The following is a 15,137-nucleotide window of genomic DNA, read 5'->3' as shown; positions in this document are numbered from 1 at the left end:
TTTTGAACGCCGCTGCCTGTAACAGGTCAATCCCGTTCAGCGCGGCGCCCTGGCCCGGCCGCCGCCGACCAGGAAGACGCCCGACAGCACCAGCACCGTGCCGACGGCGATCCAGGCGTTCATCGGCTCGCCGAGCAGGAGCCAGCCCATGACGATGGTGCTCATCGGGCCGACCATGCCCACCTGGGCCGACAGCGGCGCGCCGATGCGGGCGATGGCCAGCATCAGCATGAGCACCGGAGCGACCGTGCAGGCCGTCGCATTCAGCAGCGACAGCCACAACACGGGCTCGGGCACCCAGGCCGCCGACAGCGGCCTGAGCAGCGCGAACTGCGCCATGCACAGACCGCAGGCCACGCTGCTGGCCAGGCCGGTCAGGCGCAGGGCACCCAGGCGCTGGACGACGCGGCCCGACAGCGCCAGGTAGATGGCATAGCTGACCGCGCTGCCGAACACCAGGGCCGCCCCGAGGGCGGTTTGCGTGCCTTCGAAATGCAGCTCGTGGGCGAAGACCGCGACGACGCCGGCATAACTGACCGCCATCGCCACCAGTTGCCGGCGCTGCAGCCGGTGGTGGAAGAAGGCGACCGAGATCAGCAGCACCAGGGTCGGGTTGAGATAGAGGATGAGGCGCTCGAGGCTGGCCGAGATGTAGGCCAGGCCGGCGAAGTCCAGGAAGCTGGCGAGGTAGTAGCCGGTGAAGCCGAGCACGGCGATGTCGCGCCAGTCCCGCCCGGTCAGCCGCGGCTGGCCCCGGCCGGCCCAGGCCGCCAGCGCCAGGAACAGCGGCAGTGCCAGCAGCATGCGCCACATCAGCAGGGTGACGGCATCGACGCCATGCCGGTAGGCCAGCTTGACGATGATGGCCTTGCCGGAAAAGCCGATGGCGCCCAGCACGGCCAGCAGCACGCCCGGCCAGAGGTGGCGCGGGTTCACCGCAGCGGAAGGACATAAGCCATGGCCCAGTCTAGGCCGGCCTGCCTGCGCGTACCGCGAAGCTCAGGCCGCCGCGGAGGCAAGCATCTCGTGCACGTCGTGGCACATGACGGCGAGGTAGGCGGCCAGGACGGTGAGCGTAACCCACGGCCCAGGTGGCTACCATCGCCCTTAGCAAAGGAGGAGTAACGAGAGATGCGGACCGACATCCAAATGGAAACCCGCGGCATGAAGCGCCGCTCGATGCTCGCCAGCATTGCGGCGCTGGGACTCTCGGCTTGCGCCGGGGGGCCGGTCAAACCAGGGGCCGATCAGCAAATTCGCAGCGTGGCGATTCTGTCGCTGCTTGGCGAAGAACCGCCCTATGCGTCGATCGGCCTCACGGTGTTCAACAACAGCTACAGACCGATCAAGACCGAGGGCAAGCTGGCCGAAGCAATCGAGAGCACGATCCGCTCGCGCCTGCAGACCGGCCGTCCGCAGTGGCAGGTCAAGCCCGTGGCCGAAGCGAGCGCCATCCGCGCGGTGCTGCAGGACAAGCCTGCTCTGCGCCTGAAGCGGCAGACCGACATCGGCCGGATCGAGTCACTGCTACCGGATCTCGCCGCGCGGTCGGAGGTCGATGCCGTGTTCGTCGTCGCGGCCCTCCAGATGGATTTCGTCGGTGATGCCGGCGCGGGGGTCGTGTCGCGCTACCAACGTGAGGCTCAACTCATGGCGGCGACCAGGCTGGCCCTGGTCTCCAGGGCCGGCGTCGAACTGGCCGGCGGCGACGGGTATTTCAACGAAGTCCTGAAGAAGGTGCCGCAGGGCGGATTGGCCGAATCCATGGTCCGCGCCGTCAATGCCGCCGTCCAGCAGGCGGCCCAGCAGGCCGGCTACTGATCGGCCCCGGCCTTCAGGCCATCGCCCTCCACTGCGCCATCAGCCCATCCCACTTCGTGCGGGCCGCATGGAGGTGGCGCTCCTTCACGTGGCCGTAGCCGCGGATCTCGTCCGGGATGCGGGCGATGTCCACCGCCAGCGCCAAACGCTCGGGCGTGAGGCCGCGCGCGAGGATGGCTTCGACGCTGGCACGGTACTCGGCGATCAGGGAACGCTCCATCCTGCGCTCCTCGGTGTGGCCGAAGACGTCGAAGGCCGTGCCGCGCAGGCCCTTCATCTTCGCCAGCAGGCCGAAGGCCGGGCGGACCCAGGCGCCGAAGGGGCGCTTGACCAGCTCGCCCTTGGCGTTCTTCTTGGCGAAGAGCGGCGGTGCGAGGTGGTGGACGACCTTGTAGTCGCCCTCGAACATGCCGGCGATCTTCTCGTCGAAGCCCATCTGGGTGTGCAGGCGGGCGACCTCGTACTCGTCCTTGTAGGCCATCAGCTTGAACAGGTAGCGGGCGACGGCCTCGGTCAGCCGGGTCGTGCCGCCGACCTTGGCCTCGGCGGCGCGCACCTTGTCGACGAAGGCCTTGTACTCGGCGGCATAGGCGGCGTTCTGGTAGCCGGTGAGGAAGTCCACGCGCTTGGCGACGAGTTCGTCCACGCTCTGGCGCTTGACGAGCTGGATGACGGCCTGGGCCGCGTACAGGGCCTGCACGCCCTTGAGGTCATGCGCGCAGCGGCGGCCCCACTCGAAGGCCGCCTTGTTGTTGTCGACCTGCACGCCGTTGAGCTCGATGGCACGCATCAGGGCGTCGTAGCTCAGCGGCACGCGGCCCTGCTGCCAGGCGTAGCCCAGCATCAGCGGGTTGGTGTAGAGCGAATCGCCCAGCAGCTTGACGGCCACCTCCTCGGCGTCGAAGGCGCCCAGGTGTGGCTGGCCGACGGCCTTGGCCAGGGCCTGCTCGCAGGCGGCGCCGGGGAAGGACCAGTCCGGGTTGTTGACCAGCGTGGCCGTCGGCGAGCCGTGGGTGTTGAGGGCCACGAAGGTGCGGCCCTCGCGCATGACGGCCAGCGTGGTCTTGTTGGCGGCCACGATGGCGTCGCAGGCGATGACGAGGTCGGCCTCGGCGGTGCCGACCTTGGTGCAGTAGATGGCCTCGGGGCGGTTGGCGATCTGGATGTGGCTCCAGGTCGCGCCACCCTTCTGCGCCAGGCCCGCGGCGTCCTGGGTGATGACGCCCTTGCCTTCGAGGTGGGCGGCCATGCCCAGCAACTGGCCGATGGTGATGACGCCCGTGCCGCCCACACCGGCCACGACGATGCCCCAGGCCTCGTCGGCGTCGGGCACGACGGGCATGGGCAGGGCCGGCAGGCCGGCGTCGAAGGGGCTCTTGCGGCCTTCCTTCTTGGGCTTCTTCAGCTCGCCGCCCTCGACGGTGACGAAGCTGGGGCAGAAGCCCTTCACGCAGGAGTAGTCCTTGTTGCAGGTGTTCTGGTTGATCTGGCGCTTGCGGCCGAACTCGGTCTCCAGCGGCTCGACCGACAGGCAGTTGGACTGAATGGAGCAGTCGCCGCAGCCCTCGCAGACCAGCTCGTTGATGACGACGCGCTTGGCCGGGTCCACCAGCTTGCCGCGCTTCCTGCGGCGGCGCTTCTCGGTGGCGCAGGTCTGGTCGTAGATGATGGCCGTGGTGCCTTCGATCTCGCGGAACTGGCGCTGGATGTCGTCGAGCTCATCGCGGTGGTGCACGGTCACGCCCGGGGCCAGGGCGACGCCCTCGTACTTGGCCGGGTCGTCGGTGACGATGACGAGCTTTTTCACGCCTTCCGAGATCACGCTGTTCATGATCTGCAGGACCGTGTGGCCCTCCGGCCGCTCGCCCACCTGCTGGCCGCCGGTCATGGCGACGGCGTCGTTATAGAGGATCTTGTAGGTGATGTTGACGCCCGCGGCGATGCTCTGGCGGATGGCCAGGCTGCCGCTGTGGAAGTAGGTGCCATCGCCGAGGTTGCTGAAGATGTGCTTCTCGTTGGTGAACGGCGCCTGCCCCACCCAGGGCACGCCCTCGCCGCCCATCTGCGTGAAGGTGGCGGTGTTGCGGCCGGGCATCCAGGTCACCATGTAGTGGCAGCCGATGCCACCCACGGCGCGGCTGCCCTCGGGCACGCGCGTGGAGGTGTTGTGCGGACAGCCCGAGCAGAACCAGGGCGTGCGGTCGGCGCCGCCGGCGGTCTGCTCCTCGGCCTTGAGCGAGGCCTCCTTGGCGTCGATGACCGCCATGCGGGCGTCCAGGCGAGCGACGATGTCGCTGTCCACGCCCAGCTTCTTCAGCCGCTTGGCGATGGCGCGGGCGATGAGGGCCGGCGTGAGGTCGGCCTGGGGGCGCAGCAGCCAGTGGTCGCTCGGGTTGGGCACGCTCCACTCGCCGCCCTCGGCGTCGCCGGCGTCGAACTTGCCGAGCACGTTGGGCCGCACGTCGGGGCGCCAGTTGTAGAGCTCCTCCTTGACCTGGTACTCGATGATCTGGCGCTTCTCCTCGACGACGAGGATTTCCTGCAGGCCCTGGGCGAACTCGCGCGCCACCTGCGCCTCCAGGGGCCAGACGACGTTGACCTTGTGCAGCCGGATGCCCACGCGGCGGCAGGTGGCATCGTCCAGGCCCAGGTCGTGCAGGGCCTGGCGGGTGTCGTTGAAGGCTTTGCCGCTGGTGATGATGCCGAAGCGGTCGTTCGGCCCCTCGATGACGTTGTAGTTCAGCCGGTTGGCGCGGATGTAGGCCAGCGCGGCATACCACTTGAAGTTCATCATCCGCGACTCCTGCTCGAGCGGCGGATCGGGCCAGCGGATGTGCAGGCCGCCCTCGGGCATGACGAAGTCCTCGGGCAGGATGATGTTGACGCGGTCGGGGTCGACGCTGACGGAGGCCGAGCTCTCGACGATCTCCTGGATGGTCTTCATGCCCGCCCAGAGGCCGGAGAAGCGGCTCATTGCGAAGGCGTGCAGGCCCATGTCGAGGATGTCCTGCACGCTGCTCGGGAAGAAGGTCGGGAAGCCCACCGCCTTGAAGACGTGGTCGCTCTGGTGGGCGGCCGTCGAGCTCTTGGCGATGTGGTCGTCGCCGGCGATGGCGATCACGCCGCCGTGCTTGCTGGTGCCCGCCATGTTGGCGTGCTTGAAGACGTCGATGCAGCGGTCCACGCCCGGGCCCTTGCCGTACCAGAGGCCGAAGACGCCGTCGAACTTCGCCTTCTCGGGGAAGAGGTCGAGCTGCTGCGTGCCCCAGACGGCCGTGGCGCCGAGTTCCTCGTTGACGCCCGGCTGGAAGACGATGTTCTGCTTGGCCAGGTGCTTCTTGGCCGCCCACAGCGCCTGGTCGTAGCCACCCAGCGGCGAGCCGCGGTAGCCGCTGATGAAGCCGGCCGTGTTGAGCCCGGCCATCGCGTCGCGCGTGCGCTGCAGCATGGGCAGGCGCACCAGGGCCTGCACGCCGCTCATGAAGGCCTTGCCGTGGTCGAGGGCGTATTTGTCGTCGAGCGAAACGGTCTGAAGAGCCTTCAGGATGTGCTCGGGAAGGGGTGCATTCATTGCCAGCCTCCTTGTGCCGCCAGCTCGACGCCAAATCCGCGACCGGCTACGCCGGTGCGCAATTTGTGGTTCAAGTTGCTTCGCAACTTGTCGTCGAGCGAAACCTCCTTGAGGGCGCGCAGGACGTGTTCGGGCAGCGGGGCGTTCATCGGTGGGGCTCCAGGATGGCGGCCAGGACGGGCGGCCCTCGTGGGGCCGGCGCGCGGGCCATGGGCCAGTATGGCCGGATCGGGCAGTGTAGGGAAATCGGGGCGCCGGATGCTTTCTCAATCGCGCCGGAATTCCTCATCCACGGCAATATTGTTGCCCAATCAAAGAAATTGCGTTTGAATATGTATCGCCATTTCGCCGATCAGGGCAAACCATGAGCTCCGAAGAAACCACCCCCGAGGCCCTCGACCGCTACCACATCGCCATCCTGGCCGAGCTGCAGCGGGACGCCCGGCAGTCCAACGCCGAACTGGCCCAGCGCATCGGCCTGTCGGCCGCGCCCACCTGGCGGCGCGTCAAGTGGCTGGAGGAGCAGGGCTACATCACCGGCTACCGCGCCGAACTCGACCGCCGCAAGGTCGGCCTGGGCGTGCTGGCCTTCGTGCGCGTGGACGCCGAACGCAGCGCCGGCGCGGCCACCAAGGCGCTGGAGGACGAGATCCGGCGACTGCCCGAGGTCATCGCCTGCCATTACATCTCCGGCACCGGCACCTTCGAGCTGCAGGTCATGGCCACCGACCTGGACGCGTTCTCGCGCTTCTCGATCAACACCCTGCTCAACCTGCCCAACGTCAAGGACATCCACACCAGCTTCTCCCTGGGCGAGGTCAAGGCCGGCGGCGCCCTGCCCCTGGGCCACCTGAAAGGCTGAAGGCGGCGTGCACAAGCACCGCGCCCGCGCCCCGGAGGGCAAGCCCTGGCACCGCGCGGCGCGGCCTCGCGGTTAGGCTAGCGGCATGGCGGCCTCTCGCACGCATCGGCTGATCGACCTGTGGCTGGGCACCGAGTCCGCCCAGCGCCTGCGCCTGCGCCAGACCTCGCTGGCCATGGCCCTGATGGTCATCAGCATCGCCGCCCTGCACTACGCCGTCCACGTCGGCGGCGGCGAGCGGGGCGTCCTGCTGTGGGGCTGGACGGCCTGCTCGCTCGGCGGCATGGTGGCTTTCTACGCCGCCATCCGCAGCGGCTGGTCGCTGCGCTTTCGCGACCCCTCGCTGACCAGCCAGCAGATCGCCTTCGCCCTCGTGGCCGCCGCCCTTGGCTATGCGCAGGCAGGCCCGCTGCGCGGCGCCGTCTTTCCGGTGCTGACCCTGATCCTGATGTTCGGCATGTTCCAGCTGCGCGCGCGCAGCGCCTATGCCCTGAGCTTCGGGGCGCTGGCGCTGTTCGGTGCCGTCATGGCCTTCATGGCCGGGCTGCGCCCCGCGGCCTATCCGCCGGCCGTCGAGATCGGCCACTTCCTGATGCTGTCCTTCATGCTGCCGGCGGTGGCGATGCTGACGGCACGGTTGAGCCGCATCCGCCGCCGCCTGTCCGAGCAGCGCGAGGAACTGGCACGCGCCCTGGCCCAGCTGCAGGCCATCGCCACCCGCGACGAACTGACCGGCCTGCCCAACCGCCGCCAGATGCAGGCCCTGATGGACCAGGAGCTGCTGCGCTCCCTGCGCCACCACCACGATTTCTGCATCGCCCTGGTGGACCTCGACCACTTCAAGCGCATCAACGACGAGCACGGCCATGCGACCGGCGACGCCGTGCTGCGCGCTTTCGCCCAGGCCGGCCAGGCGGCATTGCGCGCGACGGACGTGCTCGCACGCTGGGGCGGCGAGGAGTTCGTCGTCCTGCTGCCCGACACCTCCATGCCGCCGGCCATCGCCGGCCTGGAGCGGCTGCGCCTGCAGGTGGCCGCCCTGCGCGTGGAGGCCGGCGGCGGCACGGTGGGCGTCACCGCCTCCATCGGCCTGACCGGCCACCGCCATGGCGACACCCTCGACCAGACCCTCGCCCGCGCCGACCGGCTGCTCTACCAGGCCAAGGCCGAAGGCCGCAATCGGACCGTGACAGATGAAGCCCCTCGCCCAATCTCGCTCGGCTGAACGCCGGCGAGCCCGGTCGGTCCCCCGTGGGGACGGCGATGCTTGCCGGATCGACCGGCAAGCACATCGCCTGCGCGGGCCGGCTTGGGAGCGGCCCGGCGCTCGGCCCTCAAACACACGGAACCCATGAACCCCTCACTGCCCCTGCGCCACCTGCTGCTCGCCCTCGCCGTCGTGGCGATCTGGGGCAGCAACTTCGTCGTCATCAAGGTCGCCCTCGACACCCTGCCGCCCATGACGCTGGCCGTGCTGCGCTTCAGCTTCGCCCTCGTGCCGGCCTGCTTCTTCCTGCGCCGGCCGGCCGTGGGCTGGGGCAACCTGGCCGCCTACGGCGTGCTCATCGGCGTGGGCCAGTTCGGGCTGCTCTACCTCGCCATGCGCGGGCACATCTCCCCGGGCCTGGCCTCCCTCGTCGTGCAGACCCAGGTCTTCTTCACGCTGCTGCTGGCGGTGCGCATCCGCAAGGAAAAGGTCGTCGGCATGCAATGGCTCGGCCTCGTGCTGGCGGCCGGCGGCGTGGCCGTCATCGCCTCGCACACCGACGGCACGACCACGCCGCTGGGCGTCGCCATGGTGCTGGCCGCCGCCTTCGCCTGGGCCTGCGCCAACCTCCTGACCCAGCGCGCCGGCCGCATCGACATGCTGGCCTACGTCGTCTGGAGCAGCGCCTTCGCCGTGCCGCCGCTGCTGGTGCTGGCCCTCCTCCTCGACGGCCCCGCGCAGATCGCCGCCGGCCTGGCCGCCTCCGGCCCCGGCACCTGGGCCGCCGTGCTGTGGCAATCGGTCGGCAACACGCTCTTCGGCTACGGCGTCTGGAGCTGGCTGCTGGCCCGCCACCCCGCCGGCCGCATCGTGCCCATGGCCCTGCTCGTGCCCGTCTTCGGCATGGGCTCGGCCAGCCTGCTGCTGGGCGAACCCCTGCCTGGCTGGAAACTCCTGGCCGCCGCCCTGGTGATGGGCGGGCTGGCCATCAACCTGTTCGCCCCCCGGCTGCTGCGACGGCCGGCCCAGGCCTGACACTCGCCGCATGCAACGCCGCTCCGCCCTCCTTCTCGTTCTGGCTGCCCTCGCCGCCGGTCCAGCCGCGGCGGCACCGCCGGCCGTGACGCTGCTCGTCGAGCTGCGCTGGGTGGACAGCCAACTGCCCGCATCGGCCCAGGCGGGCGTGCGCGACGGCGCCGTCGTGGTCGGCACGGCCGGTTCGGTCTCGCCACGCGGGCCCGGCCTCGTCACCTCGACCGCCCAGCCCGCCCCGGCGCCGGTGCAGCGCCTGCTGGTGCGCAACGGCGAACGCGCCCGGCTGACGCTCACGTCCGTGGAGCCGCTGCAGCCGGTGGATGCCGTCGTCGAGATCGATCCCTCGGCCGCGCCGGCCAGCGCCGTGCGCCGCGTCTACGCCAGCCCGCGACCGGCGCAGCGCCGCGACGTCCAGTCCATCGCCGTCCAGCCGAGCTGGCCCGGCGGACGCGCCCCGGTGCGGCTGGCCTTTTCGGTGGAGGACGAGGCCGGCCGCTTCGAGTCCACGCTGGACCTGCCGCTGGAACGCTGGCAGGCCGTCGCCCGCACCGGCAGCGCCGGCGCGCCGTCAGCCCGCGGCACGGTCAGCAGCCGCGACGCGGCCGGCCAGCCGCAGCGCGAGCTGCAGATCCGCGTCGGCGTTCAGTGAAACGGCCCCCGGCCCAGCCCCGCGCGCTGAACGCGGCGCGTGTCTGGTCCGCCCCCCTGGGGGGCGGCGATGCTTGCGGCATCGAGCCGCAAGCACATCGCCAGCGCGGGCCGGCTCGGGGGCGGCCCAGCGCTCGGCCCGCAAATACCTCGTTTCATCAGCTGGTGGTGTGCAGCCCCATGGCCAACTGAGAGGCTGCGCCCAAGGCGTTGTTGATCTCCGGATACGGCGCCGCGCCCTCGAACAGCGCCTCGCAGGCGCCCTCGGCGAGGAAGCCTTCCGCAGCCCGCCGGGCGCGTCCCCAGGCCGCCTCGGCGATGGCGCTGCCGGCGCTCAGGCGGCGCACGCCCAGGCGCTGCAGCGCTTCGAGCCCCGGCATCGCCGGCCGCGCCATCACGTTCAACGGCAGCGGCTGGCCGGCCACCAGGGCGGCAATGTCCGCCTCGACCGTGGCGCCAGCCGCGAACAGGCCATCGGCCCCGGCTGCGGCGTAGTCGCGGGCCCGCGCCAGCGTCTCCTCCACCTCGCGCCCCGGCGCCAGGCGCTTGAGCCAGACGTCGCAGCGGGCATTGACGAAGACGTCCACCCCCGCACGGGCTGCCGCGGCCTTGATGGCCTCGACCTTGCGGCACAGCAGCGCCGCCGGGCCGGCACCGTCTTCCAGGTTGATGCCCGCGGCACCGGCCTCGACGAGGCGCATGACGTGGCCTGCTGCCGTCGCCGGGTCATCGCTGTAGCCTGCCTCGCTGTCGACGCTGACCGGGACGCGGGCCACCCGGGCGATGCGCCGGACGGCCGCCGCGTGCTCCTCGATGGGCATGTGGTTGCCGTCCGCATAGCCCAGGGCCCAGGCCAGCCCGGCGCTGGTGGTGGCCAGGGCCGGCGCGCCCAGGGCCTGGACCAGGACGGCGCTGCCGGCGTCCCAGACGTTGGCGATCTTCAGGAGCTGCGGGCCCCGGTGGAGCTGGCGGAAGTTCATGGCGGTGCGGCAAGGGTTCTTGAAGGCGGCATGCTGCCGCGGGCCGCTGCCAGGATCTGGCAGCAGCCGGCCAGGCCGGCGCGCCGGGTACATCCTGGTAACAAGTCCTACGCCGGGGCGCCGAGCGTGGCAATGTGCCAAGTCTTGCGCGCCCGGGCCTTCGCCTTGCGTGTAACGTCAATCCCTTTCAGACCCACGGCCCCGCTCAGACATGAAGCTCGCATTGATCGCCCACGATGGCCGCAAGGACGCCATGATCACCCTCGCCGCGGAGTTCCTGCCGCTGCTGCGCCGCTGCCAGCTGGTCGCCACGGGTACGACGGGCGCGCGCCTGGCCGAGGCCCATGGCCTCACCATCGAGCGCATGCTCAGCGGCCCGCTGGGGGGCGACCTGCAGATCGGGGCGCGGCTGGCCGTCGGCGAGCTCGACGGCGTCATCTTCCTGCGCGACCCCATGACGCCCCAACCCCACGAGCCCGACATCAACGCCCTGGTGCGCGCCTGCGACGTGCACGACGTGCCCTGCGCCACCAATGTGGCCACTGCCCGGCTGCTGCTTGGACGCTGGAGCGCCGGTTCATGACGCCCTCCGTCCCAGGGATGCCGGCATGACGGCACCGGCCAGGCCGCTGGCCAGGCTGTCCCGGCGCCTGCGCATCCGCACGCGGCTGGGCCTGGCCTTCGGCCTGCTGCTGCTGTTGCTGCTGGGCCTGGCGGCGCTGTCGGTGGTACGGCTGACCGGCCTGTCCGAGGCCCTGAACCGCATCGTCGACGAGCAGGCCGCCATCCGCGATTCGGTCAACGAGATCAACCGCAACGCCGAGGCTGCCGCCCGCAAGCTGCTGGTGCTGATGAGCCCCGACGGCGAGCTGCGCGTGGCGGCCTACCCCGAGATCTCCTCGTCCAACGCGCGCCTGGACGACGCCATGCAGCGCCTGGCCCTGGTGCTGCCGCCAGGCCCGCGCAGCGAACGGCTGGAAGAGGTGCGCCAGCGCCTGGCCGACTACCGCGCCAGCTACGTGGCGGTGCGCGACCTCATCGAGCGCGACGACTTCCAGGCCGCGCGCGCCCTGCTGGGCGGCGACACCGAGTCGGCCCTGTCCCTCTTCGTCGGCGCCATCCACCAGCTCGCCGCCAGCGAGGAGCGGGCCGGCACCGCCAAGGCCCGCGAGCTGCGCGACCAGATCGACGCCGACCGCACCGGCGTGCTGGCCTTGTGCATCGGCGCCCTGGTGGCCGGCGCCCTGCTCGCGGTGGGCGTCACGCGCTCCATCATCAACCCCCTCAAGCGCGCTGAGGACGGCGCCGAGCTGATCGCCCGCGGCGAGTACGGCCACCGCATCGCCGTCGATTCGGCCGACGAGGTCGGCCACATGGCCGCCGCCATGAACACCATGGCCGCCGCCGTCGGCGAGCGCGAGGCCGAACTGCGCCGCCTGGCCGACGTGGATCTGCTGACCGGCCTGCCCCAGCGCGCCCGCTTCATCGCCGACGGCGACCGGCTGCTTGCCAGCCTGCCCGAGCGGGAACGGCTGGCGGTGCTGATCTGCATCGACGTGGACCGGCTCAAGGCCGTCAACGGCGTGCTCGGCTTCGAGGCGGGCGACGCCCTGCTGCGCGGCGCCGCGGCCAAGCTGCAGACGCTGTTCGAAGGCGTGGCGGCCTACGGGCGCCTGGCCGGCGGCACCTTCGCCGCGCTGGCGCCGGTGCTGCGCCTGGACCACGGCGCGGCCCTGGCGGCCCAATTGCGCGAAGAGGTCGAGCACAAGCTGTCCTGGCAGGGCCAGTCGCTGGACCTCTCCGTGTCCCTCGGCGTCGCGCACTGGCCCGAGCACGCGCCCGACACCGAGACCCTGCTGCGCCGCGCCGAGCAGGCCATGTTCGAAGCCAAGCGGCTGCGCCAGGCCGTGGCCGTCTACAACCCCGGCGCCGAGGCCGCCCGGGCCCTGCACCTGAGCCTGCTTTCCGACCTGGCCGCCGCCATCCAGCAGGACCAGCTGCGCCAGTTCCTGCAGCCCAAGCGCTGCCTGAAGACCGGCCGCATCACCGGCGCCGAGGCCCTCGTGCGCTGGCAGCACCCGCAGCGCGGCTGGCTGCCGCCGGGCGACTTCATCCCCTTCGCCGAGCGCAGCGGACGCATCCGCCAGATCACCGACTGGATGCTGGCCCGCGCGGTGCGGACCCTGGCCGAGTGGGAGGCCCAGGGCCAGGAGCCGCTGACCATCGCCGTCAACATCTCCACGCTCGACATCCAGGACCAGACCCTGCCGGCCCGCCTCGCGGCCCTGCTGTCCGAATACCGCGTCGATCCCGCCCAGCTGCAGCTGGAGGTGACCGAGACCGGCCTGATGGCCAGCGGCGCCGACCCCATCGCGGTGCTCAACGCGCTCAAGGCCTGGGGCGTGCGCCTGGCCATCGACGACTTCGGCACCGGGCAATCGTCGCTGGCCTACCTGCAGCACCTGCCGGTGGACGAACTCAAGATCGACCGCAGCTTCGTGCAGGACGTGGACCGCGACCCACGCCGCCAGGCCCTGCTGAAGTCCATCGTCGGCGTGGGCCAGGGCCTGGGCCTGACGGTCACCGCCGAGGGCGTCGAGAACGAGGCCGAGCTGGCCTGCGTGCGGGCCTGCGGCTGCGACCTCGTCCAGGGCTATCTGCTGGCGCGGCCGATGGACTTGCGCGACTTCGAGAGCTGGCGCGGCAGCGCCACCGCCGAAGCCCGCTAAAATCCCCAACCTTTCCTGTATCGCCCCTGTCAGCGGGCTTTAAGCGTTTCAACGGAGCCACTCATGGGCAACAAGATCGTCACCGAAGCGGATCGCCGCGCCTCCCCCCGTCCCGCCGCCCCCAAGGGCGTCACCTTCACGGCCGGCAAGGGCCAGATGCGCAGCCTGGAGCGCGGCTCGCACACCCGCTCCAAGAAGAACCCGGGCAAGCGCCCGCATTCGGGCTGATCGACAGGCCGACCGCCTGACGGTTCACCCCACGCACAGGCCCTCACGGGCCTGTTTGTTTTTGTCGGCTCGACACTGACCAAACGCCATGATCCGCATCACCGAACTCCGCCTGCCGCTGAACCACGCCGAGGACGCGCTGCGCCCGGCCGTGCTGGCCCGCCTGAAGCTGGCCGACGCCGAACTGGCCGCCCTGCACGTCTTCCGCCGTGGCTACGACGCCCGCAAGAAGAGCGACATCCAGCTCGTCTACACGCTGGACTGCGCCCTGGCCGACGGCGTCGACGAGGCCGCCGTGCTGGCCCGCTTCGCCGGCGACCACCAGGTGCGCCCCACGCCCGACACGGGCTACCACTTCCTCGCCCAGGTCGGCGAGCACGCCGGCCCGCGGCCCGTCGTCGTCGGCTTCGGGCCCTGCGGCCTGTTCGCCGCCCTCATCCTGGCGCAGATGGGCCTGCGCCCCCTGGTGCTGGAGCGCGGCAAGGCGGTGCGCGAGCGCACCCAGGACACCTGGGGCCTGTGGCGCGAGCAGCGCCTGAACCCCGAAAGCAACGTGCAGTTCGGCGAGGGCGGCGCCGGCACCTTCTCCGACGGCAAGCTCTACAGCCAGATCTCCGACCCCCGCCACCTCACCCGCAAGGTGCTGACCGAGTTCGTCAAGGCCGGCGCGCCGGAGGAGATCCTCTACGTCAGCAAGCCCCACATCGGCACCTTCCGCCTGGTCAGCATGATCATCAAGATGCGGGCCGAGATCGAGCGCCTGGGCGGCGAGATCCGCTTCCAGCAGAAGGTGACCGACCTGCACATCGAGGACGGCGCCGTGCGCGGGCTGACGCTGGAGTCCGGCGAGCAGATCGCCGCCACCCACGTGGTCATCGCCCTGGGCCACAGCGCCCGCGACACCTTCAAGATGCTGCACGAGCGCGGCGTGCAGATGGAGGCCAAGCCCTTCTCCATCGGCTACCGCATCGAGCATCCACAGTCCCTCATCGACGCCGCGCGCTTCGGGCCGAACGCCGGCAACAAGATCCTCGGCGCCGCCGACTACAAGCTCGTCCACCACGCGAAGAACGGCCGTTCGGTCTACAGCTTCTGCATGTGCCCGGGCGGCACCGTGGTGGCGGCCACCAGCGAGCCCGAGCGCGTGGTCACCAACGGCATGAGCCAGTACTCGCGCAACGAGCGCAATGCCAACGCCGGCATCGTCGTCGGCCTGATGCCCGAGGACTACCGCCAGGACGGCAAGCGCGACGGCAGCCCGGTGAACCCGCTGGACGGCATGGCCTTCCAGCGCGTGTGGGAGAGCCGCGCCTACGAGCTCGGCGGCGGCGGCTACCTGGCGCCCGGCAGCCTCGTCGGTGACTTCGTCAAGCGCCAGGTCAGCCGTGAGTTCGGCGACGTGATGCCCAGCTACAAGCCGGGCGTCACGCTGACCAACCTGCAGGAAAAGGGCCGCGGCTCGCTGCCGGCCTACTGCCTGGAGGCCATCCGCGAGGCCCTGCCCGCCTTCGCGCGGCAGATCCGCGGCTTCGACCGGCCCGACGCCGTGCTCACCGGGGTCGAGACCCGCACCTCCTCGCCCCTGCGCATCAACCGCGGCCGCGACTACCAGAGCGTCAACGTGCGCGGCCTCTTTCCTGCCGGTGAAGGCGCCGGTTATGCCGGCGGCATCATGAGCGCCGGCGTCGACGGCATCGAGGTCGCCGAGGCCCTGGCCGCCGACCTGCTCGGCCTGCCGGATGCACCGGTGCTACAGGGCAAGGGCGCGAAGGCGGGCGGGCAGGTCTAGTAGTCCGCTGCGTTGGGGAAATGACACCCCCGGCGCAGTGGACTACCGTTGCACCCGGACGATGCCGCCGGGGTTGCCTGCGGCTTCGTCCTCGAAGAGCTGTCGCAGGTACTGCTCCAGCTCGTCGTCGGCGACGAACTCGGGAATGGCGAAATGCGCCGGCGAGCGCTGGCCGTCGTGGCCCACGGCCAGCACCGACCAGTGGCCCCCCGTGCGTTCGATGTCGAACAGGCCGCCCAGGATGTGGAAGCGTTCGGAAATCAAGGC

At 70.8% G+C, this 15,137-nt stretch carries 14 protein-coding genes; 10 read left to right on the top strand and 4 right to left on the bottom strand.

Going from position 1 to position 15,137, the window contains the following annotated elements:
- Window positions 1–36: 36 nt before the first annotated feature.
- Entirely contained in the window at window positions 37–936 is a 900-nt protein-coding gene (locus LXT12_RS16030; protein ID WP_233393203.1) for a DMT family transporter, read from the bottom strand.
- A 195-nt stretch (window positions 937–1,131) separates the two neighbouring features.
- Between LXT12_RS16030 and LXT12_RS16025 the strand changes: the two genes are divergently transcribed.
- The gene (locus tag LXT12_RS16025) at window positions 1,132–1,821 is read left to right on the top strand and encodes a hypothetical protein (protein WP_233393202.1); all 690 of its coding nucleotides are present in this window, start codon (window positions 1,132–1,134) and stop codon (window positions 1,819–1,821) included.
- A gap of 13 nt (window positions 1,822–1,834) precedes the next feature.
- Here the strand turns inward: LXT12_RS16025 and LXT12_RS16020 are convergent, their stop codons facing one another.
- Complete coding sequence (locus LXT12_RS16020) at window positions 1,835–5,392, bottom strand: indolepyruvate ferredoxin oxidoreductase family protein (protein WP_233393201.1); 3,558 nt, start codon at window positions 5,390–5,392, stop codon at window positions 1,835–1,837.
- 11 nt (window positions 5,393–5,403) lie between these two features.
- Between LXT12_RS16020 and LXT12_RS16015 the strand changes: the two genes are divergently transcribed.
- From LXT12_RS16015 to LXT12_RS15995, 5 genes are all read left to right on the top strand, one after another.
- Window positions 5,404–5,760: a hypothetical protein gene (locus LXT12_RS16015; RefSeq protein ID WP_233393200.1), complete on the top strand. Its 357-nt coding sequence runs from the start codon at window positions 5,404–5,406 to the stop codon at window positions 5,758–5,760.
- Window positions 5,757–6,254, top strand: a complete 498-nt coding sequence (locus tag LXT12_RS16010; protein WP_233393199.1) for an Lrp/AsnC family transcriptional regulator — start codon at window positions 5,757–5,759, stop codon at window positions 6,252–6,254. The genes LXT12_RS16015 and LXT12_RS16010 overlap by 4 nt, the downstream gene beginning before the upstream one ends.
- Before the next feature lie 85 nt (window positions 6,255–6,339).
- Window positions 6,340–7,479: a GGDEF domain-containing protein gene (locus LXT12_RS16005; RefSeq protein WP_233393198.1), complete on the top strand. Its 1,140-nt coding sequence runs from the start codon at window positions 6,340–6,342 to the stop codon at window positions 7,477–7,479.
- 138 nt (window positions 7,480–7,617) lie between these two features.
- Window positions 7,618–8,496 (top strand): EamA family transporter, encoded by an 879-nt coding sequence (locus tag LXT12_RS16000; protein ID WP_233393443.1) that lies wholly within the window; start codon window positions 7,618–7,620, stop codon window positions 8,494–8,496.
- Window positions 8,497–8,506: 10 nt separating this feature from the next.
- Window positions 8,507–9,145, top strand: coding sequence for a hypothetical protein (locus LXT12_RS15995; protein WP_233393197.1), 639 nt, complete (start codon window positions 8,507–8,509; stop codon window positions 9,143–9,145).
- Between the two features lie 157 nt (window positions 9,146–9,302).
- Here LXT12_RS15995 and LXT12_RS15990 read toward each other — a convergent pair whose 3' ends face one another.
- Window positions 9,303–10,124, bottom strand: a complete 822-nt coding sequence (locus LXT12_RS15990) for an isocitrate lyase/PEP mutase family protein (RefSeq protein ID WP_233393196.1) — start codon at window positions 10,122–10,124, stop codon at window positions 9,303–9,305.
- A 211-nt stretch (window positions 10,125–10,335) separates the two neighbouring features.
- Here LXT12_RS15990 and LXT12_RS15985 point away from each other — a divergent pair, with 211 nt between their 5' ends.
- The 4 genes from LXT12_RS15985 to LXT12_RS15970 all read left to right on the top strand — a co-directional run bounded on the left by LXT12_RS15985 (window position 10,336) and on the right by LXT12_RS15970 (window position 14,870).
- Window positions 10,336–10,707, top strand: coding sequence for a methylglyoxal synthase (locus tag LXT12_RS15985; RefSeq protein ID WP_233393195.1), 372 nt, complete (start codon window positions 10,336–10,338; stop codon window positions 10,705–10,707).
- A gap of 25 nt (window positions 10,708–10,732) precedes the next feature.
- Window positions 10,733–12,853: a putative bifunctional diguanylate cyclase/phosphodiesterase gene (locus tag LXT12_RS15980; RefSeq protein ID WP_233393194.1), complete on the top strand. Its 2,121-nt coding sequence runs from the start codon at window positions 10,733–10,735 to the stop codon at window positions 12,851–12,853.
- Window positions 12,854–12,916: 63 nt separating this feature from the next.
- A complete protein-coding gene (locus LXT12_RS15975; protein ID WP_233393193.1) occupies window positions 12,917–13,081 on the top strand; it encodes a hypothetical protein in 165 nt (54 codons plus the stop codon).
- Window positions 13,082–13,169: 88 nt separating this feature from the next.
- Entirely contained in the window at window positions 13,170–14,870 is a 1,701-nt protein-coding gene (locus LXT12_RS15970; RefSeq protein ID WP_233393192.1) for an NAD(P)/FAD-dependent oxidoreductase, read from the top strand.
- A 42-nt stretch (window positions 14,871–14,912) separates the two neighbouring features.
- Here LXT12_RS15970 and LXT12_RS15965 read toward each other — a convergent pair whose 3' ends face one another.
- Window positions 14,913–15,134: a DUF7661 family protein gene (locus tag LXT12_RS15965; RefSeq protein ID WP_233393191.1), complete on the bottom strand. Its 222-nt coding sequence runs from the start codon at window positions 15,132–15,134 to the stop codon at window positions 14,913–14,915.
- Between the last annotated feature and the right edge of the window lie 3 nt (window positions 15,135–15,137).

This window comes from Pelomonas caseinilytica (assembly GCF_021353235.1).
In the GTDB taxonomy this organism is placed as follows: domain Bacteria; phylum Pseudomonadota; class Gammaproteobacteria; order Burkholderiales; family Burkholderiaceae_C; genus Pelomonas; species Pelomonas caseinilytica.
Note: the sequence above shows the minus strand (reverse complement) of the source record. Positions and strands in the feature narration are given on the sequence as shown.